This is a genomic window from Streptomyces sp. SBT349, assembly GCF_001083795.1.
Lineage (GTDB): Bacteria > Actinomycetota > Actinomycetes > Streptomycetales > Streptomycetaceae > Streptomyces.
The window spans coordinates 1-19,223 of the sequence record NZ_LAVK01000129.1 but is presented as its reverse complement, the minus strand read 5'-3'; the positions used below and the strand labels follow the sequence as shown (position 1 = coordinate 19,223).

The window sequence follows — 19,223 nt, the reverse complement described above, 5'->3', positions numbered from 1 at the left end:
GGCCGGGGCCGCCGGGGCCGGGCGGGGCGGGCGAGGTCAGTCGCCGTTGCCCGGGGTCGGGGTCGTCTTCTGGATCTGGAGCAGGAACTCGGCGTTCGACTTCGTCTGCTTCATCTTGTCCAGCAGCAGCTCGATGGCCTGCTGCTGGTCCAGCGCGTGCAGCACCCGGCGGAGCTTCCAGACGACGGCCAGCTCGTCGCTGCCCATCAGGATCTCCTCCTTGCGCGTGCCGGAGGCGTCCACGTCGACGGCGGGGAAGATGCGCTTGTCGGCGAGCTTCCTGTCGAGCTTGAGCTCCATGTTGCCGGTGCCCTTGAACTCCTCGAAGATCACCTCGTCCATCCGCGAGCCGGTCTCCACCAGCGCGGTGGCCAGGATGGTCAGCGAGCCGCCGTCCTCGATGTTGCGGGCGGCGCCGAAGAACTTCTTCGGCGGGTACAGCGCCGCGGAGTCCACACCGCCGGAGAGGATGCGGCCCGAGGCGGGCGCGGCCAGGTTGTAGGCGCGGCCGAGGCGGGTGATGGAGTCGAGCAGGACGACCACGTCGTGGCCGAGCTCGACCAGCCGCTTGGCGCGCTCGATGGCGAGTTCGGCGACCGTGGTGTGGTCCTCCGAGGGCCGGTCGAAGGTCGAGGAGATGACCTCGCCCTTCACCGAACGCTGCATGTCGGTGACCTCTTCCGGCCGCTCGTCCACGAGGACGACCATCAGGTGGCACTCGGGGTTGTTGCGCGTGATGGCGTTGGCCACCGCCTGCATGATCATGGTCTTGCCGGTCTTCGGCGGGGCCACGATCAGCCCGCGCTGGCCCTTGCCGATGGGCGAGACCAGGTCGATGATGCGGGTGGTCAGCGCGCCCGGGTCGTTCTCCAGGCGGAGCCGCTCCTGCGGGTAGAGCGGGGTCAGCTTGTTGAACTCGGCGCGCCCGCGGCCGGATTCGGCGGCCATGCCGTTGACCGAGTCGAGGCGGACGAGCGCGTTGAACTTCTCGCGCCGCTCGCCGTCGCGGGGCTGGCGGACCGCGCCGGTGACGTGATCGCCCTTCCGCAGGCCGTTCTTCCTGACCTGGGCGAGCGAGACGTACACGTCGTTGGGCCCGGGCAGGTAGCCGGAGGTGCGCACGAACGCGTAGTTGTCGAGGATGTCGAGGATGCCGGCGACCGGGATCAGGACATCGTCCTCGGCGATCTGCGGCTCGACGACCTCGTCGCGCCCGCGGCGCCCGCGGCGGTCCCGGTACCGGCCCCTGCGGCCCCTGCGGCCGCCCTCGAAGTCGTCGTCCCCGCCGTCCCGGTCGCGGTCACGGTCACGATCCCGGTCCCGGTCGCGGCTGCGGTCCCCGCCGTCGCGGTCGCGGTCGCGGTTGCGGTTGCCGTCGCGCTCTCCCCTGCGGCCGCCGTCGTTCTTCTGGGCCTGGCCCTGGCCCTGTCCGCCGCCCTGGCCCTGGCCCCCGCCCTGCCCCTGGCCCTGGCCCTGGGTGTCGTTCTTCTGGGTCTGGCTCTTGCCGCGGCGGTCGCGGTCGCGCTTGCCCTGCCTGTCCTGCTGGCCCTCGCCGCCCTTGGCGGCGTCGGTGACCGTCGAGGCGTCCTGGGGGGCGTCGGACCGTTCGCGGTCCGCCACGTCGCCGCCCCGGCCGCCCGCCGCGGCCTCGGCGGGTGCGCCCTTGGCCTCCGCGGCCTGGCCGGGAATCTCGATCTGCGCGGCGGCGGCCTGGTCACCGGTGCGGGTCCGGGAGGTCGTGCGGCGCTTCGGCTTGTCTGCGGGGGCGGCGGCCTCGGCCTGCTTCGCCTCTCCGTTCGCGGCCGCTCCCGGGCTTGCGGCGCCGGCGGCCTGCTTCTCCTTGATGACCTCGATCAGCTGGCTCTTGCGCATCCGCGCGGTGCCCCTGATCCCCAGCCTGGAGGCGACCTGCTGCAACTCGGCGAGAACCATGCCGTCGAGGCCGGTACCCGAGCGCCGGCGACGCGGCGCGGCGGCAGGAGCGTCCGTGGTGGACGCGGTGGCAGCACCGGCAGTCTTGTCGGCGGTGTCGGCACTCACGCCCATCAGATCGGTGGTGTCGCTCACGAAGGGTCCTTCCCTGGAGCGGACGTCGGCCTGTCTGGCTCGGCGACCGGTCGTGCTGTCCGGCTGCGGCCCCGTGCGGCGGACCGGCCGGTGCGGTAATCCGCCTGCTCATTGCGGCGGAAGATCAATGCAAAGTGTGGTGCGGGGAGGATCGAGGAGGGTCCGACGAACCGTCTCGCACCGGTTCCGGAGCGTGCTCGGCGCTACCAGGCAGGCTGCTCAGGCAGTTGAGTGGAGGCTCCCGGAAGAAGAGGTGGTCCCAGGAGGTGGGACCCCGGAATTCCGCACGAGGCTCAGAGGAGCGGTACGTGCAGACTTGAGGTTAACACTACCGGATCCCGCCTTCATTCCCCCTCTCCATGTTCTCCGGCGATCGTTCTCCGAGGGTGTCCCGCGGTCACTGACCGGTCCCCGCGAGCGGCAGGACGGATGCCCCTACCAGGTCCAGGGCCAGCCGGTTCGCCGTCCAGCCGTCGCCGGCCAGCCGGGCCACCTTGTCCGCCTCGCCGTCCTCGGCGAAGGCGAGCACCGTCGGCCCGGCGCCCGAGATGACGGCGGGAACGCCGTCCGCGCGCAGCCTGCCGACGAGATCCATGCTCTCGGGCATCGCGGATGCCCGGTACTCCTGGTGCAGCCGGTCCTCGGTGGCCGGAAGCAGCAGGTCGGGGCGGTGGGTCATGGCCTCGACCAGGAGCGCGGCGCGGCCCGCGTTCGCCGCCGCGTCCACGTGCGGCACCGAGCGCGGCAGCAGGCCGCGCGCGGTCTCCGTCGCCAGCGGGCGGGACGGCACGAACACGACGGGAACGATTCGGGGCGAGGGCTCCATCCGGATGGCCCGGACCGCGCCGCCCTCCCCCCAGGCCAGCGTGAAGCCGCCGTGGAGGCAGGCCGCGACATTGTCCGGGTGGCCCTCGATCTCGGCCGCGAGCTCCAGCAGGGTCGCGTCGTCGAGCCTGGCCTCGCCCCCCGTGGTCACGGCCCGCGCCGCCACCAGGCCCGCGCAGATCGCGGCCGAGGAGGAACCGAGGCCGCGGCCGTGCGGGATGCGGTTGGCGCAGACGATCTCCAGTCCCCGGGGCTGTCCGCCCAGCGCCTCGAACGCCGTGCGCAGCGTGCGGACCAGCAGGTTCCGCTCGTCGCGGGGCAGGCTGTCCGCGCCCTCGCCCGCGATGTCGAGATGCAGGCCCGCCTCCGCCACCCGGACGACCACGTCGTCGTAGAGCCCCAGGGCGAGGCCGAGCGCGTCGAAGCCCGGCCCCAGATTGGCACTGGTCGCGGGTGTGCGCACCCGCACGGCTGCGGCGCGGAAGGCGGGATGGGCCATCGCTCGATGACTCTCCTTGGTGAGATGTGCGGCGTGTCCTCGCCGGGCGTGCGGCGCCGGTTCCGTGGCGCGAGCCCCGCCTCGCGCATGCGACCACGAGCGGTACACCACTACGGGACGAATACCAGCCTATCGAAGGAAGGTTCATGCGCGATACAGGGCGGGCCGGTGTCGCCCGCCCCCGGCCGGGGGCGGGCCCGGCCCAGCACGGCCGGGGCCCGTCAGGCGAGGTCGAGACGTGCCGCCGCCGCGTCCGCGTCCACCGGCACGGTCACCGGGCGGGGCGCCCCGGACACGGCCCACTCGGGGTCCTTGAGCCCGTTGCCGGTGACGGTGCAGACGACGCGCTGGCCGGGGTCGACCTCGCCCTGCTCGGCCGCGTGCAGCAGACCCGCCACCGAGGCCGCGGAGGCCGGCTCGACGAAGACTCCCTCGCCCGCCGCCAACAGCCGGTAGGAGGCGAGGATTTGACGGTCCGTCACCGCGTCGATCCGGCCGCCCGACTCGTCGCGGGCGCGTTCGGCCTGGACCCAGGAGGCCGGGTTCCCGATGCGGATCGCGGTGGCGATGGTCGAGGGGTCCTTGACCGGCTCGCCGCGCACGATGGGCGCCGCACCGGACGCCTGGTACCCCCACATCCGGGGGGTGCGCGTGGCGGGGCCGTCCGCCGCGTACTCCCGGTAACCCTTCCAGTACGCCGTGATGTTGCCGGCGTTGCCGACCGGCAGCACGTGGATGTCGGGGGCGTCGCCGAGCATGTCGACGACCTCGAACGCGGCGGTCTTCTGGCCCTCGATGCGCGAGGGGTTGACCGAATTGACCAGCGCCACCGGGTACTTCTCCGAGAGCTGGCGGGCCAGCGTGAGGCAGTCGTCGAAGTTCCCGTCGACCTGGAGGATGCGGGAGCCGTGCACCAGCGCCTGACCCATCTTGCCGAGCGCGATCTTGCCCTGCGGCACCAGCACCGCGCAGACGAGCCCGGCGCGCACCGCGTAGGCGGCGGCCGAGGCCGAGGTGTTGCCCGTGGAGGCGCAGATGACGGCCTTCGCGCCCGCCTGCTTGGCGTGCGAGATGGCCATCGTCATCCCGCGGTCCTTGAACGAGCCGGTGGGGTTAGCGCCCTCGACCTTGAGATGAACGTCACACCCGGTGCGTTCGGAGAGGATCGGGGCGGGCACGAGCGGCGTCCCGCCCTCGCGCAGCGTCACCACCGGGGTGTCGTCCGTGACGGGGAGCCGGTCGCGGTACTCCTCGATCACCCCGCGCCACTGACGGCTGGTGCTGGTGACAGACATGGCTGGTGCCTCTCCTGTTCCGGCCCGCGGAAGCGCTCGCTCCGGGGCTACTCGCCTTCGACCCGCATGGTGCTCGCGACGCCATGCACGGTGTCCAGCCTGCGCAGCGCCTCGACGGTCGCGCCGAGCGCGGCGTCGTGGGCGCGGTGGGTGACGACGACGAGCTTGGCCTCGCCGTCCTTGCCGCTCTGGCGGACGGTGTCGATCGACACCCCGTGAGCGGCGAAGACCATGGCGCACTGCGCCAGCACGCCCGGCTTGTCCACGACGTCCAGGCTGACGTGGTACCGCGTGACGACCTCGCCCATCGGGCTCACGGGCAGCTGGGCGTAGGCGGACTCCCGCGGGCCGAGGCCGCCGGTCAGCTTGTTCCGGCAGGCGGCGACCAGGTCGCCCAGGACGGCGGACGCGGTGGGAACGCCACCCGCGCCCGGCCCGTAGAACATCAGCCGCCCGGCCGCCTCCGCCTCGACGAACACCGCGTTGTACGCCTCCCGGACGCCGGCCAGGGGGTGGCTGAGCGGGATCATCGCCGGGTGGACGCGGGCGGTCACGGAGCGCCCGTCGCCCGCGCGTTCGCAGATGGCCAGCAGCTTCACGGTGTGGCCCATCTGCCGCGCGCCCGCGATGTCGGCCGCGGTGATCTCGGTGATGCCCTCGCGGTGCACGTCGTCCAGGCGCACCCGGGTGTGGAACGCGATGCCGGCCAGGATCGCCGCCTTGGCCGCCGCGTCGAATCCCTCGACGTCGGCGGTCGGGTCGGCCTCCGCGTACCCGAGCGCGGTGGCCTCGGCCAGGGCCTCGCCGTAGCCGGCGCCGCTGGACTCCATGCGGTCGAGGATGAAGTTGGTCGTGCCGTTGACGATGCCGAGGACCCGGTCGACCCTGTCCCCCGCCAGCGACTCGCGCAGCGGGCGCAGCAGCGGGATGGCGCCGGCGACCGATGCCTCGAAGTAGAGGTCGGCCGCCTGTTTCTCCGCGGCGGCGTGCAGCGCGGTCCCGTCCCCGGCCAGCAGCGCCTTGTTGGCGGTGACGACGCTGGCGCCGCTCTCGAAGGCCGCGTTGATCAGGGTGCGGGCGGGCTCGATGCCGCCGATCAGCTCGATCACCACATCGATGTCGCCGCGGGTCACCAGCCCCTCGGCGTCCGTGGTGACCAGCTCGGGGGCGATGTCGCCGCGCGCCCTGTCCGGGCGGCGGACGGCGACCCCGGCCAGCTCGACGCGGGCGCCGATCCGCGCGGCGAGGTCGTCGGCGTGCGCCGTCATGAGGCGGGCCACCTGCGAGCCGACCACTCCGCAGCCGAGCAGCGCCACCTTCAGCGGACGAGTGCGCACCATTCGACCTCGCCTTTCCGTTCATCCTGGGGCTTCAGTGTCACGCACCGGCGCGCGAACCCCACCCCACGTTCACCATACGGACGCGGCGGCGGTCGGGCGCGCGGGCGGCGCGGGCTCAGCCGAGGTCGAGCCGGAGCAGGTCCTCCTCGGTCTCCCGGCGCACGATCTCGCGGGCCACGCCGTCCGCGACGGCGATCACGGGCGGGCGGGGCGTGTGGTTGTAGTTGCTCGCCATCGAGCGGCAGTAGGCGCCGGTCGCGGGCACGGCGAGCAGGTCGCCCGGCGCCACGTCGGCCGGGAGGTAGGCGTCGCGGACCACGATGTCGCCGCTCTCGCAGTGCTTCCCGACCACCCGGGCCAGCATGGGGGGCGCGGCCGAGGTGCGGGAGGCGAGCACCGCGGTGTACTCGGCGTCGTACAGCGCCGTGCGGATGTTGTCCGACATCCCGCCGTCGACGCTCACATAGGTGCGCAGGCCGCTCAACGGCTTGACCGTGCCGACCTCGTAGAGGGTGAACGCGCCGGGCCCGACGATCGCGCGCCCCGGCTCGACGGAGAGCCGCGGCAGTCCGAGCCCCGCCGCCTCGCACTCCTTGGCGACGATCTCCGCCAGCGACTTGCCGATCTCGTGCGGCTCGCGCGGGTCGTCGTCCGAGGTGTAGGCGATCCCGAGGCCGCCGCCGAGGTCGATCTCGGGCAGCTCGACGCCGTGCTCGTCGCGGATCGCGCTGAGCAGGCCGACGACGCGGCGGGCCGAGACCTCGAACCCGGCCAGGTCGAAGATCTGCGAGCCGATGTGCGAGTGGAGCCCGATCAGTTCGAGGTCCTCGCCATGGCGCAGCACCCGGCGCGCCGCCTCGGCCGCGCTCCCGTCCGCGAGCCCCAGGCCGAACTTCTGGTCCTCGTGCGCCGTCGCGATGAACTCGTGGGTGTGGGCCTCGACGCCGACCGTCACCCGGATCTGCACGCGCTGGCGCACGCCGTGGCGGCGCGCCACGGCGGCGACGCGTTCGATCTCCTGGAACGAGTCGATCACGATCCGGCCCACGCCCGCCTCGACCGCGCGCGTGATCTCGGCGACCGACTTGTTGTTGCCGTGCAGGGCGATGCGCTCGGGCGGCATGCCCCCGGCGAGCGCGGTGGCCAGCTCGCCGCCGGAGCACACGTCGACGTTGAGCCCCTCCTCGGCGAGCCAGCGCACGACGGCGCGCGAGAGGAACGCCTTCCCGGCGTAGAACACGTCGGCGTCCGCGCCGAACGCCTCGCGCCAGGCCCGGCAACGCGCCCTGAAGTCGGCCTCGTCCAGCACGTAGGCGGGCGTGCCGTGGGCCTCGGCGAGCTCGCTCGCGCGGACGCCGGCGACGGTGATCGCGCCGTCCTCGCCCCGGCTCACGCTCTTCGCCCAGACCTTGGGGTCGAGGGCGTTGAGGTCGACGGGCGGAGCGGAGTAGTGGCCCTCGGGCAGCACGTCGGCGTGCCGGGGCCCGGCGGGGTGGGCGGAACGGCTCATGGGGAAGTCCTCTGTCGTTCAGGTCACAGGTGATCGGGCGCGCTGATGCCCAGCCGGTGCAGGCCGTCGGCGAGCACCGCGCCGGCGGCCTGGGCGAGCGCCAGCCGGGCACGGTGGACGGCCCCGGGTTTCTCGTCCCCCACCGGCAGCGTGGCCCGCGCCCGTTCCGTCTCCAGGAACGCGTCCCCGACGGCCACCAGCCGCCGGACGTTCCCCCGGACGTTCCCCACCTGCTCGCCCAGCGCGGTCAGCAGCGCGCGCTCCGGCGCGCTCTCGAACCGCGCGCCCTCGGCCTCGGGCTCCACGCCCAGCGCGAGCCCCCCGCGCACCAGCGAACGCGTGCGTGCGTGCGCGTAGCGGACGCGGAACAGCGGGTTCTCCTCGCGCTGCATCAGCAGGGCCTCGGCCCTGCCCCCGGCCGCGGCGGCCCAGCGCGCGACATCGCGCGCGGGGTCGTCGGGAAGCGGTGCGGGACGGGGCCGTGCCAGGATCTCGCGCAGCAGCGCCGCGTCGGCGTCCTCGCCCAGTTCGATGGTGAGGAAGCCGCCCCCGGTGACCTCGACGGCCCGCACGCCGGGCGCGTTGACCAGGCGCTCGCGCAGGGTCCGCGCGACCTCGACGGCCGGCACCCCGGCGGGCCCGGCGAGCCGCAGCGCGATCCCGGTCCCCCAGGCCCGCACGCCTCGCGGCCGAAGCCGCGCGCCCCCGGGCAGGGCGGTCGCGCCGAACTCGCTCGCTGAGCTGAGCACGGCCCGGGAGAGCTGGGCGGGAGTCACGGGGCCAGCGTACGAGAGGAGCACCGGCACGTCGCCGGCGATTTCGCCAGCCGGACAACGCGCTGCCGCCCCTCGGCGCAGAGCCTGCGCACGAGGCCGACGAGCTCGGCCGGCTCGAACGGCTTGGCCAGCACCGCGTCGACCCCGCCCGGCGGCCCGTCCGCCGCGCTGGCGCTGACGAGCACGAGCGGAATGTCCGCCGTCCGCGGATCGACCCGCAGCCGCCCCACGGTCCGCAGCCCGTCGAGGCGCGGCATGGCCACGTCGAGCGTGATCACGTCGGGGCGGAAGTGGTGCACGGCCTCCAGGCACTCCGCGCCGTCGGACGCGGTCATGACCTCGAAGCCGTCGAGTTCGAGATTCACTTTGATCAACTGCCGGATGACCTGGCTGTCGTCGACGACAAGGACCCGGCCGGGAGCGCCTGGCACCCACCCAGGGTAAGCGCCTGCCATGGCCGCGTCCTGCGGTTTCACGAAGTTGCACCCGGGAGGGCCGCGCCCTGCACCCACGTACGAAAACAACGGTGCGGGGCCCCTCCCCCGAGCTGGTACTGTTTTCCCCGTCGCCCCCGTAGCTCAGGGGATAGAGCAACGGCCTCCGGAGCCGTGTGCGCAGGTTCGAATCCTGCCGGGGGCACCACACAGAAGGATGCGGTGGGGGATTCGCCGCATCTTTTCAGTGCCACCGAGGCAGCCGGTGAATCGGCATAAGGTCCCGCTGTTATGGTGCGCCGATGTCATCGATCAAGCAGTTTCAAGTCACCTTCGACTGCGCGGAGCCTGAGCGCGCCGCTCGGTTCTGGTGCGAGGTGTTGGGGTACGTCATACCGCCGGTGCCGAAGGGGTTCGACACGTGGGACGACTACCAGCGCTCGCTGCCGCCTGACGATCAGGGGCAATGGTTCTCCTGCGTCGATCCCTCGGGTGTGGGTCCGCGGCTGCTCTTCCAGCGCGTTCCCGAGGGCAAGGTCGTCAAGAATCGGGTGCATCTCTGCGTGCGGGCCGGCACCGGGCTCGTGGGTGAGGAGCGCCTCGCCACACTCCAGGCGGAGTGCGCACGACTGGTCGCGCTAGGCGCGGTCCACGTGCGAACGCTGCTTGCCGATGGCGTCAACGAGTCGTGCATCGTGATGCAGGACATCGAGGGCAGCGAGTTCTGCCTCGACTGAGCATCCTCCGAGCCGATGAGGTGGGGCGTGAGCGCCGACACGGACCGAGGAGAGCCAGGGCACGATCCGAGCACGTGGACGCTCGATCAGCTGCGCACCTACCTCCACGACGCCTGCGGACAGCAGCTTGAGGCAGCACGCGTCGTGGCGCAGGGACATGCGTACGACTCCACCCGCCCCGAGGACGTTCGTCGTCAGTGGGCGAAGCTGTCGTTGCTCGCGAACCGGCGCATGCTCGCCGATGGCGAAGGACAGTACGCGCGGGTCACCCAGCAGGAGTTCATGCTCCGGATGTGGGTGATCGACCGGCTGGGTCCCGATGACACGGACCCCGACTGGAGCCCCGAAGCGCTGGCATCCGTCACGCTCGCGGCACTGACGTTCACGCCCGCGCAGGCCGCCGCTCTCGCCGGCGGCTGGCGTGACCTGGCCTTCGAGCGGATCCGCGAGCTGCGGTGGCACAAGAACCTGACGGCCCATCTGGACTGCCTGGTCGGCTACCTGGCACCCGGCCCCACCCGCGACCACCTGGTCACCTGGGCCGCGATCCGCCGGCGTCTTCCCTGACCGACCCCGGCCGATCAGGCCGGGTGCTCCGGCCGTTGACCGTCACAGGGGGGTGTCGAGTGCGGCGAACACGCCGCCTGCACCGTTCCCTCACGTCTACAGTGATTCCGCTTCACTGTTCCACCGCTCCACCGCTCCACTGCACTGCTGGCCGGCGCGCGCCCCCGCCGTGGGGACGTGCGCCCTCGCGGACGGAGAAGGATGAGCACCTCTGTGGACACCACCTGGCGCCGCTGGCGCGCCCGCCTGGCGGTTCTGGCCGCCCTGACGGCGACCCTGCTGGCCGGGACGCTGCCGGCCGCCGCCGAGCCCCCGTTCGATCCCGACATCGACCGCAGGCCCTACCAGCCCGGTCCCATGCTGGTGGACCCGGGCGCGGGGGCGTACACCGCCAACGCGCACGGCTTCAACCTGCTCAGGGTCGGCGGCCTCAACAACCCGGCCTACTACGAGCTGCAGGAGAGCTACACCGTGCGGCTCTACTTCAACTACCGCGGCTCCACCGACTCCGCGACGCGGGACAAGGAGCGGCACTGGATCCAGGGGCTCGACGACGTCATGTCGACGATGGTCCTGGAGACCAACAAGTGGGTCGGCGGCCGGCTGGAGTACGACAGCTACGACGGCGAGACATGGCCCGGCAGCCACGGGGACCGGGAGATCGCCATCGTGTTCGCCGACATCCCCTCCACGGGCATCGCCTCGCCGTCCTCCCGCCTGGACGACCGGGGGGCGGTCTACGACGGCGGGCTGATCCGCCTCATCGCCTCCGACGTCTGGACCGAGCTGGTCGACGAGAGCGAGGACGGCGACCGCTGGTCCCGGTACGCGATGGCGATCCCGGTCATGCACGAGATCGGCCACACGCTCGGCCTGGCCCACTACAACACGCCGTTCCGCGGCGACGACACGCTGATGTCATCGGTGCGCGTCGCCGACGACGTCTCCAGCTGGAACGACGTGTGGACCGCCGGCGACAAGGCCGGCCTGATGAACATGGCCGGCTGGCGCACCCGGGCGACCCAGTGCGCGAACACCGGCTCGTGCCAGCAGATCTGGGAGAAGGACGACCCGCTCGCCTGGCCGCCCCAGCCACCGGACCACACCTACGACCGCGTTCCCTGAGACGCGCCGCGCCGGTGCGGACGCGGGTCTTCTCGGAGTGCCCGTTCGCTTCTCCCCCGTGCGAGGGGGGCGGATGGGCCGCGCGGCGGATGTGACCGGCGGGGGTGCCGGGGACTCTGGGGGGCAGTCACGCGGAACCGGAGGTCACGGTGGCTGTTCCTACGAGAGCGCGCGTGCGTACCGGCTCCACCCCGCCGCCGGAGGACGCGGGGAGGACGGGGGTTGGGCGCGGCGCTGGCCCGCGTGGGTACCGCACGCCGCCGCGGTATGGGGCGTGCTTTTCGCCGTGGTCCAGGTCACATGGGCCGCGTCGGGCGCCATCGTGCCGTGGTCGCCGGATGTCGCGTACGCGCCGGCGGTCCAGCTCCTCCTGGCGGCCCTCGCCCTTCTGGCCGCCGCGGCCTGCCTGGCCACGACCCGGACTCTCGCCGGGCGTGGCCGGGTGACGTCGGCGGCGGCGCTGATCCTGACGATCCCGGTGTTCGTGATGGGCATGGCCAGCCTGCCCGCGCATGTCGTGACGCTGGCGTCGTTCTCCGGGGTGGACAGTGTCACCGGCCTGGCGCATGACGTGGTGAGCGCGGTGGGCGCCGCCCTTCTCATCCTCGTCGCGCTGTCGTACCGACGACGGCTGCGAGGCAGGTGCCCCCGGTGCGGACAGGACCACCCGGGAGGTTTCGACCGTACGCTCGCCCACCCCGGCCCCTCCCTCGCCCCGAAGCGAACCCGGGTCGCGGTCCACCTGCTCATGTGCGGGCTCCTGCCGTGGGCGGGGGTCAAGACCATCTGGACGCTGGGGGGCGATGCGATCGGTGTCACGGCCGACGGGTGGCGGGAGATGAACGCGGGCGAGTCGGGACTCGCGAAGGCCCTCGCGTCGGTGGGGATCGATGTCACCGTGCTGGCCGCGATGGCCGCGATCTTCCTGCTGCTGGGACTGCTGCACCCGTGGGGCCAGGTGTTCCCCCGATGGACCCTGTTCCTCTCCGGGCGGCGGGTCCCACGCCTCCTGCCGTTGCTGCCGGCGTGGTTGAGCTCCGTCGGCCTGTCGGTATACGGAGCGTTCCTGCTGATCCTCGCCCCGCTGAGCGCCACCGGAGTGCTGCCGAAGCTGGAGCCGTCGGGGGCGTTCACCACGAGTTCCGGGATCACGTGGATGGTCGCCTTCGGCGGTCTGGCCTTCGCCGGCCTGGGCTTCGCCCTCATCGTGGCCGCCCGTTCCTACTCCGCCCGGACCCGCCCCCGCTGTGCCGGTGCCGAACGCCGCGTACCGGCAACGGCCTCACGGGCGGGCCGCACCGCCCACACCTGACCCTTCGAACCCAGGCGATCCTGTGATGTCCTTCTCCCTGTGGCCGGTGTTCTCTCAGCTTTGATCGCGGTCCTGGGGACTCTGCTCGGTGTCGCCATGACCCATCTGTTCCAACGTCGAGCGGCCGCACGTGACGAACGGTTCGCGGCTCAGCAGCAACTGCGCTCCGAGCGTATGACCGTGTACAGCGACTTCGCCGGAGCGGTGACCGAGTTCAGGAGAGGCCAGCACGACCGTTGGCACCGCAAGAACGAGGACCCGGACAGCACCATCAGTTTCGACGCTCGCGTCGAGGCATACCGCCTTCGCGGCGTCGCCCTCCACGCGCTGTTCCGCGTCCAGCTCATAGCGAGCAGCCCCGCCTTGATCCATGCCGCGCAACACGCCTACGACCTCACGCACCGGATGCACAAGGCCGCCGACAGGGGAGAAGTGGGCGCATTCGGCACGCAGGCACGAGAGGCGTTGGAGCACTTCGTGAAGCTCGCGGCCTCCGACGTGCGGTAACGGCGCGGGAGCCCCGGATCTCTGCCCGACCGCCGTGCCCGTGGTGCGTTACCCGGCGGCGTCCAGCCGTGCCCGTACCCGGGCGGACCGTTCGGGCAGGCGGAGTTGCTCGTAGGTGCTCAGCGCCCGCCGCCAGTGCGCGCGGGCCGACTCGTGGTCGCCGAGTTCGGCGTGCGTGTCGGCGATGCCCGCGTGCGCGTGGGCCAGTTGCACGCGGTGGTCGGCCCGGAGGGCGACATCCCGGGCGTCGCCGTAGCAGCGCATCGCCTCGGCCGGGCGCCCGGCGGAGGCGTGGGTGGCCGCCAGCGCGTTCAGGGTCTTGGCGGTCGTCAGGGTGTCGTCGACGTCACGGGCGATCCTGAGCGACTCGTCGTGGTCACGGGACGCCTGTTCCACGTCGCCGAGTTGCCGGTGGGCGGTGCCGAGGACGCGCAGCGACTCGGCCTCGAACGAGCGGTACCTCGTCTCGCGGGCCAGTGCCAGGCTCCGGTGCCCGTGGCCCAGGGCCTCCTCGTTGCGGCCCAGGTCCGCGCAGACCTCGGCCAGGACGCAGAGCGCGTTGCACTCCAGGGGCTTGTTCCCGTGGTCGCGGGCGAGGACCACGGCGTTGTCCAGGTGCCGCAGTGCCTCCTCGTGCCGGCCGAGGCTCAGCAGGTTCCGGGCGAGGTTGGTCGAGGACACGGCGGTCAGCTGCCAGTTCAGGTTCGGGCTGTTCAGCTCCAGCGCGCGCTCGAACCGGCCCGTCGCCTCGTGCAGTTCGCCCCGCTTGGAGTACACGTTGCCGAGGAGACTCAGGGTGGAGGCGTGCAGCAGCCTCTCCCCCGCCCGCTGGTACACCTCCAGCGCCCAGGTGAGGTGGGCGACCACCTCGCTGTTGCGGCCCAGGCGGCTCGTCGCGAGGCCGAGCGCGCGCCGCGCGTGCGCCTCGCCCATCGTGTCGTCCAGACCGCGCGCGACCTCCAGCGCCCTGGTGTGCAGGGCCGCCGCCTCGTGCTGGTACCCGGCGATGTCGAGGTACCGCCACACCGTCTGCGCCATGTCGTGGACGTACGTCCCGTCGCCGTGCCGGGTGGCCTCCAGCAGGTTGGCCCGCTCGGCGTCGAGCCAGCGGAAGGCGTGGTCGTAGGAGGGGAACGGGGGGAGCTCGCCGTGCGGGTCGGACACCTTGGGCCGGGGCACGTAGTCGTTCGGCGCGATGGCATCCATCGCGGCCGACGCGGCGGCCAGGTAGTGGTCGAGCAGCCGGCCGAGCGCGGCCTCCCGCTCGTCCGCGCCGTCGGTCTCCGCGGCGAGCTCGGCGGCGTAGGCCCGCAGCAGGTCGTGGGGCTGGTAGCGCCCCCCGGGGGTCTGGTCGACGAGGTGCACGCGCAGCAGCGTGTCCAGCGTCCGGCGGGTCTCCCGCAGCCCCCTCCCGGCCAGAGCCGCCACCGCGTGAGCGTCCACGTCGTGCCCCGGGTGCAGGCCGAGTAAGCGGAAGACCTGGGCCACCGGCGCGTCGAGGCGCCGGTACGACCACGAGAACACCGCCCGCACGGCCGTGTACGGGTCGCCCTCGATGTCCAGCAGGTCGAGCGCGTCCTGCTGGTGCGCGAGTTCGCCGGCCAGCTCGGCGATCCCGCGCGCGGGCTGCGCCCGGACCAGCTCGGCGGCGATCCGCAACGCCAGCGGCAGCCGCGCGCAGCGCTCGACCAGCACGGCCGCCGCCTCGGGCTCGGCGGTCACCCGGTCGCCGAGCAGCGCGTGCAGCAGGGTCCTGGCGTCCCCGAAGGGCAGCCGGTCCAGGCCGATCCGGTGGGCGCCCTCCCGCGCGCCGAGCCCGGCCAGCGCGTCCCGGCTGGTGACCAGCGCGAAGCAGGTGGTGCTGCCGGGCAGCAGCGGGCGCACCTGCTCCACCGTCCGGGCGTTGTCCAGCACGATCAGCATCCGGCGCCGGTCGACCAGTGTGCGGAACCGCGCGGCACGCTCGTCGAGGTCCGGGGGGATCGCGGCGCCGTCCAGGCCCAGTGCCCGCAGGAATCCCGCCAGCGCGTCGTCCGGCGTCACCGGCTGGTCGGGGCCGTAGCCCCGCAGGTCGACGTACAGCTGGCCGTCCGGGAACCGCTCCCGCACCCGATGCGCCCACCGGACCGCCAGGGCCGTCTTGCCCACCCCGGCCGTTCCGGCCACCACCGAGATCACCACCGGCCCCTCGGCGGACAGCAGGCCGTCGAGTCGCGCGAGTTCGGCCTTCCTCCCGACGAACGTCCCCACGTCCAGGGGAAGCTGAGCGGGCGCGCAGGCCGCCGGGGGCCCGGCGCCGTCCGGGGCCACCGGTTCACCGGCCAGGATCCGCCGCTCCAACGCCCGCAGCTCGGGGCCCGGTTCGAGGCCCAGCTCCCCGACGAGGGCGGTCCGCGCCGAGCGGTAGGCGGCCAGCGCGTCGGACGGACGGCCGGCCCGGTAGAGGGCGGTCATCAGCAGGCCGTGCAGCCGTTCACGCAGCGGGTGCGCGCGCACCAGGTCGGCCAGCTCGCCGACGACCGCCGCTTCCCGCCCGGTGGCGAGCTCGGCCTGATAGAGCGCCTCGATCGCGGTCAACCGGCATTCGGTCAGCCGGTGCGCCCAGTCGATCAGGCACGGAACATCCAGATCACCGACGGGCATCCCCCGCCACAGGCCGAGCGCCTCGCGCAGCGATTCCACCGCGCGCCGCGGATCCCGGGGGACGACCCCCAGGGCCTCCCCGACCAGCGATTCGAACCGCTGCGCGTCCAACTCGCCCGGCAGCACCCGCAACCGGTACCCGTTCGGGACGAACGACAGCCGTTCCGGCTCGCCGAGCGTGCGGCGCAGCCGGTGCACGTGGAGCTGAAGCCGCTGCTCGGCCCGGGAGTCCGGCCGTTCCCCCCACAGGGCGTCGGTGAGCTCGTCCACCGGCACCGGCCGGCCGGCCCGCGCCAGCAGCATGGCCAGCAGGGTGCGTTGCAGCCGCCCCGCCAGTGTCTCGGTGCGCCCCTCCCGCCGGATCGCGAGGTGGCCTAGCACCTGGAACTCCATGACTGTCCCGCCCTTTCCCGATCGGCTCCCGCCCACTCTGCCGCCTGCCGGGCACCCGCGGTCTCTCCGGCCATGAAAGTGAGACGAAAGCGGCGGCGGCAAGCTGTTCCGAGGTGGAGCACGACGGTGCACCACTGACCGGGGGAACGTCGCGGCGGGTGTCCAGAGGATGCCCGCCGCGTCGAATCGGTGCCGCCTCGGGGCTTCGACCGCCACGAGCGAGCGGGGGGTTCTGCGGCCGGCCGTCGGCCCCCGAACCCGGCGAGCGAACGCACCGAGAGCGAGCACACGAAGGCATGTCCAACAGTTACCAGCCGCCCCGACCACCGCATCAGCCGCCCCCGTACGCGTACGGGGCTCCCGCGGCCGGGGCCGGCTACCCTCCCGGGCCCGCGGGGCCGCCCCGGCCGCCGGCGCGTCGTTCGACGCCGTCGAGGACCGTGGCCGTGGTCGGCACCGTGCTGGCCGTGGTGGCCGTGGGCGTGGGGGCCGTGCTGTTCCTGGGCGGGGACGAGAGCGCGGAGGACCCGGCGAGCGGGGTGGAGCTGACCCCGCATCCGACGCTGGAGCCGATCGACGTCCCGGACGCGCGGGCGCTCGGCTACGCGTCGGGGCCGGATACCGCGTGCGCGGCGGTCTCGGAGACCATGTTCGCCCGCAACTACGAGTTCGAGAGCGCGGATACGGAGGACGGCGGCATCGACTGCCGGTACAACACTCCGGCGGCCGGCACGCTGGAGGATGGCACCTTCAACATCATGGCCAACGTGTACATGTCGTCCGGGGACCACGCCGAGGCGGCGTACGACAGATTCTCCTCCGTCATCCGCTCGAACGTGGGAGGTGGCGGCGAGAACATGACCTGGAGCCCGCTGTACGCGCTCCCCGCCGGCGAGGAGGGGTGGATCGTCCACAACCAGAACGAGGAGCCGAGCCTGGAACGCGGCGACGGCACCGCCTCGTTCCGGCAGGGGGACACCACCTTCTACGTCCTCGTCTACGGCTGGATCGAGCGCCTCGACGGCGCGAACGAGCCGCTCACCGAGGAGATCACCTTCCGGGAGATCACCGACATCGTGCGGTCACTCGGCGGCGACCCCTCGGCCGGTGGACCGCAGCTCAGCGCGTCCTCCGCCGTGGAGTACCCGGGCCTGGAGGACTTCGGGGAGCCCATGCTGCCGACGGAGGGCGCCGCCGAGGAGCGCTGCGCCGCCGTCACCGCGGTGGCGACCGAACAGCTCGACGTGCGGCTCCAGACCGCCTCCGCCCCCGAGGACCCCGAGGACGTCGTTCCGGAGACCGATTGCGTCTACGGGCCGTCGGAGGCGGCCTACGGGCGCGAGAACGCCGGCATCCGCACCATCAGGATCAACGTCCAGGACCTGTCCGGCTCCGATGCCATGTACCCCGCGGGGGAGCTCGGAGCCGACCTGCGGTTCACCATGGACGAGCTCAGGGACTCGCCGGGCGCCGGCCCGCTCTACGCCCTCCCGGCCGGTACGTCGGGGTACCTGGTCTACGACGACGACGGCAACGGCCACGGCAACCTGCGGGCCGGCTACGTGGTCGGCGACCACTACGTCAACCTGACCCTCGGCGGCTTCTTCAACGCCGGGGACTTCGACACCCGGGCGCTGACCGAGGAGGAGATGGTCGCCGACCTGTCGGCGTTGCTCACCGCGATGAACGGCTGACCACGACGGCGGTCTTCCCCGGCCGAGGCCGTCTGCGCCAGTGTGGTGGCCGACAGCACCGGCCGAGGGGCGGAGCGTGATGGCGTGATGGGGAGGCGGCGAGGGCGGGCCCGCGGGCGCCGGCGGGTCAGGCGCGCGGCGGCCGGGGCGGCCGGGGTCGTGCTGGTGGCGGTGGTGGTGTTCTGGTCGCGCGTCTGGCCGTTCCTGCTGGCCGGCGCCCTGGCCGGTGGCCTCGGCGCGACGGGGTGGTGGGGGTGGCGGACGCATCGGGCGTTACGGGAGAGGGACCGGGTGTGGCGCGAGGAGAACCGCGTCCTGGAGAACCACCGGTCCCTGGCCGAGGTGGACACGCTGCCGGGCGGGGAGTTCGAGAAGCTGGTCGCCGCCCTGTGCCGCCGGGACGGCTGCACCGAGGTGGAACGGGTCGGCGGCACCGGCGACGACGGCGCCGACGTGACCGGACGCCTGCCGGACGGCCGCACCCTGGTCGTCCAGTGCAAGCGCTACGCGCCGCACCGCGCCATCGGCAGCCCCGACATGCGCGGACTCCTCGGCTCCCGCACCCACTTCGGCGCCGACGTGGCCCTCTTCGTCACCACCGCCCGCATCACGCGGAAGGCCGAGGAGTTCGCCGTGGCCAACGGCATCATCGCCCTCCACCGCGACCTCCTCGCCTCCTGGCACAACGGCGCCCGCCTCACCGCCCTCGCCGACCTCAACGGCTCGGGCCAGGGCGACCACCAGCACCGCCGGCGGTGGAAACGGACCTACGGCCCCGGCACCCGAGGCAGACGCCCCCGGTCCGGGGATACATGAACCCTCCCCTCCCCGGACCGGATGGGACCGCCCCGCCCATGCCAGGCTGCGCGGTCTCAGGCGATCCGGGCGCGAAGGCGTTCGCCGAGCACGACGTCATGCGGCAGCCGTTCCAGCTCGTGCGCGTCCACGTCCACGCCCTGCCGCCCCAGGATGCGGGCCAGGGAGCCCCAGTGGCCGGACGCCGCCTGCTCGGGTGTCTCGCCCTCGCCCGGCTCGTCCGGCCCGACCACCATCCGGGCCGTCGTTTCGACGTCCTCGGCCGAGATCCACGCCCGGACGTCCGCTCCGCCCGAGGAACTCCAGCCGCGATCGTCGAGCAGCACCAGACCGCGGCCGTCCGCGAGGACCGCCTCCAGCCGTGCCGTCACCGACAACTGCCGAGCGTCCGTCGCGGCGTTGTCCAGATCGGCGTAGGTGACCAAGCGGGTCACAGCGGTCATGCCGCCCTCCTCCCGCGCGCCGAAGCCTGGCTCGGCCGTCGCGCCGAACGGCCACGATATCCGCCGGGGAGCCGAGGAGCCGACGCCCGAGCGGGCGGGACGGGCGGGGTTCCTCAGCTGCCGGGTGGCACGTGGCTGCCGCGAGCGTGCTCCTCCTCAGCCTCGTGGGATGCGGCGCGGATGCGGAAGGTCGGCCCGACGGGCTTGCCGTTGGGCGGGGGCGGCGCCTGTCCCGGGGGG

General features: G+C 73.1%; 16 protein-coding genes and 1 tRNA gene. 8 read left to right on the top strand and 9 right to left on the bottom strand.

The features are described from left to right. Positions 1-36: 36 nt before the first annotated feature. From rho to ADY01_RS17510, 7 genes are all read right to left on the bottom strand, one after another. Positions 37-2,067, bottom strand: coding sequence for a transcription termination factor Rho (rho, locus tag ADY01_RS17540; RefSeq protein ID WP_049573903.1), 2,031 nt, complete (start codon positions 2,065-2,067; stop codon positions 37-39). A 397-nt stretch (positions 2,068-2,464) separates the two neighbouring features. Beyond that, positions 2,465-3,391 (bottom strand): homoserine kinase, encoded by a 927-nt coding sequence (gene thrB / locus ADY01_RS17535; protein ID WP_049573900.1) that lies wholly within the window; start codon positions 3,389-3,391, stop codon positions 2,465-2,467. A gap of 221 nt (positions 3,392-3,612) precedes the next feature. Then, complete coding sequence (gene thrC / locus ADY01_RS17530; protein ID WP_049573898.1) at positions 3,613-4,686, bottom strand: threonine synthase; 1,074 nt, start codon at positions 4,684-4,686, stop codon at positions 3,613-3,615. A 47-nt stretch (positions 4,687-4,733) separates the two neighbouring features. Further along, positions 4,734-6,026: a homoserine dehydrogenase gene (locus ADY01_RS17525; protein WP_049573895.1), complete on the bottom strand. Its 1,293-nt coding sequence runs from the start codon at positions 6,024-6,026 to the stop codon at positions 4,734-4,736. A gap of 115 nt (positions 6,027-6,141) precedes the next feature. After that, complete coding sequence (gene lysA / locus ADY01_RS17520) at positions 6,142-7,536, bottom strand: diaminopimelate decarboxylase (RefSeq protein ID WP_049573892.1); 1,395 nt, start codon at positions 7,534-7,536, stop codon at positions 6,142-6,144. Positions 7,537-7,559: 23 nt separating this feature from the next. After that, the gene (locus tag ADY01_RS17515) at positions 7,560-8,312 is read right to left on the bottom strand and encodes a DALR anticodon-binding domain-containing protein (RefSeq protein WP_063784267.1); all 753 of its coding nucleotides are present in this window, start codon (positions 8,310-8,312) and stop codon (positions 7,560-7,562) included. Beyond that, on the bottom strand, positions 8,309-8,767 hold the full coding sequence (locus ADY01_RS17510) for a response regulator (RefSeq protein WP_049573885.1): 459 nt from the start codon (positions 8,765-8,767) through the stop codon (positions 8,309-8,311). Before ADY01_RS17510 ends, ADY01_RS17515 begins: the two co-directional genes overlap by 4 nt. Positions 8,768-8,879: 112 nt before the next feature. On the opposite strand from ADY01_RS17510, the gene ADY01_RS17505 reads away from it, so the two are divergent. From ADY01_RS17505 to ADY01_RS17480, 6 genes are all read left to right on the top strand, one after another. Beyond that, positions 8,880-8,954 (top strand) — tRNA-Arg (locus ADY01_RS17505). A 94-nt stretch (positions 8,955-9,048) separates the two neighbouring features. Beyond that, positions 9,049-9,483: a VOC family protein gene (locus ADY01_RS17500; RefSeq protein WP_049573882.1), complete on the top strand. Its 435-nt coding sequence runs from the start codon at positions 9,049-9,051 to the stop codon at positions 9,481-9,483. 27 nt (positions 9,484-9,510) lie between these two features. Then, on the top strand, positions 9,511-10,050 hold the full coding sequence (locus tag ADY01_RS17495) for a hypothetical protein (RefSeq protein WP_234320280.1): 540 nt from the start codon (positions 9,511-9,513) through the stop codon (positions 10,048-10,050). Between the two features lie 201 nt (positions 10,051-10,251). Continuing rightward, entirely contained in the window at positions 10,252-11,175 is a 924-nt protein-coding gene (locus ADY01_RS17490) for a hypothetical protein (RefSeq protein WP_159001261.1), read from the top strand. 286 nt (positions 11,176-11,461) lie between these two features. Next, positions 11,462-12,487: a hypothetical protein gene (locus tag ADY01_RS17485; RefSeq protein WP_234320279.1), complete on the top strand. Its 1,026-nt coding sequence runs from the start codon at positions 11,462-11,464 to the stop codon at positions 12,485-12,487. Positions 12,488-12,583: 96 nt separating this feature from the next. Then, on the top strand, positions 12,584-12,994 hold the full coding sequence (locus tag ADY01_RS17480; RefSeq protein ID WP_234320278.1) for a hypothetical protein: 411 nt from the start codon (positions 12,584-12,586) through the stop codon (positions 12,992-12,994). A 48-nt stretch (positions 12,995-13,042) separates the two neighbouring features. On the opposite strand, the gene ADY01_RS17475 is transcribed toward ADY01_RS17480, so the two are convergent. Then, entirely contained in the window at positions 13,043-16,018 is a 2,976-nt protein-coding gene (locus ADY01_RS17475; RefSeq protein WP_159001259.1) for an AfsR/SARP family transcriptional regulator, read from the bottom strand. A 458-nt stretch (positions 16,019-16,476) separates the two neighbouring features. Between ADY01_RS17475 and ADY01_RS17470 the strand changes: the two genes are divergently transcribed. Both ADY01_RS17470 and ADY01_RS17465 read left to right on the top strand, forming a co-directional pair. Beyond that, complete coding sequence (locus ADY01_RS17470; protein WP_159001257.1) at positions 16,477-17,724, top strand: hypothetical protein; 1,248 nt, start codon at positions 16,477-16,479, stop codon at positions 17,722-17,724. 87 nt (positions 17,725-17,811) lie between these two features. Then, complete coding sequence (locus ADY01_RS17465) at positions 17,812-18,540, top strand: restriction endonuclease (protein ID WP_049573863.1); 729 nt, start codon at positions 17,812-17,814, stop codon at positions 18,538-18,540. Positions 18,541-18,596: 56 nt separating this feature from the next. Here the strand turns inward: ADY01_RS17465 and ADY01_RS17460 are convergent, their stop codons facing one another. Beyond that, complete coding sequence (locus tag ADY01_RS17460; RefSeq protein WP_063784266.1) at positions 18,597-18,983, bottom strand: hypothetical protein; 387 nt, start codon at positions 18,981-18,983, stop codon at positions 18,597-18,599. Positions 18,984-19,223: the final 240 nt, after the last annotated feature.

Excerpts from the sequence above, each read along its gene's own strand:
- ADY01_RS17510 (WP_049573885.1), bottom strand. The coding sequence starts at position 8,767 with ATGGCAGGCGCTTACCCTGGGTGGGTGCCAGGCGCTCCCGGCCGGGTC.
- thrC (WP_049573898.1), bottom strand. The coding sequence starts at position 4,686 with ATGTCTGTCACCAGCACCAGCCGTCAGTGGCGCGGGGTGATCGAGGAG.
- ADY01_RS17525 (WP_049573895.1), bottom strand. The coding sequence starts at position 6,026 with ATGGTGCGCACTCGTCCGCTGAAGGTGGCGCTGCTCGGCTGCGGAGTG.
- ADY01_RS17465 (WP_049573863.1), top strand. The coding sequence starts at position 17,812 with ATGGGGAGGCGGCGAGGGCGGGCCCGCGGGCGCCGGCGGGTCAGGCGC.
- ADY01_RS17490 (WP_159001261.1), top strand. The coding sequence starts at position 10,252 with ATGAGCACCTCTGTGGACACCACCTGGCGCCGCTGGCGCGCCCGCCTG.
- ADY01_RS17500 (WP_049573882.1), top strand. The coding sequence starts at position 9,049 with ATGTCATCGATCAAGCAGTTTCAAGTCACCTTCGACTGCGCGGAGCCT.
- ADY01_RS17460 (WP_063784266.1), bottom strand. The coding sequence starts at position 18,983 with ATGACCGCTGTGACCCGCTTGGTCACCTACGCCGATCTGGACAACGCC.
- thrB (WP_049573900.1), bottom strand. The coding sequence starts at position 3,391 with ATGGCCCATCCCGCCTTCCGCGCCGCAGCCGTGCGGGTGCGCACACCC.
- lysA (WP_049573892.1), bottom strand. The coding sequence starts at position 7,536 with ATGAGCCGTTCCGCCCACCCCGCCGGGCCCCGGCACGCCGACGTGCTG.
- ADY01_RS17480 (WP_234320278.1), top strand. The coding sequence starts at position 12,584 with ATGACCCATCTGTTCCAACGTCGAGCGGCCGCACGTGACGAACGGTTC.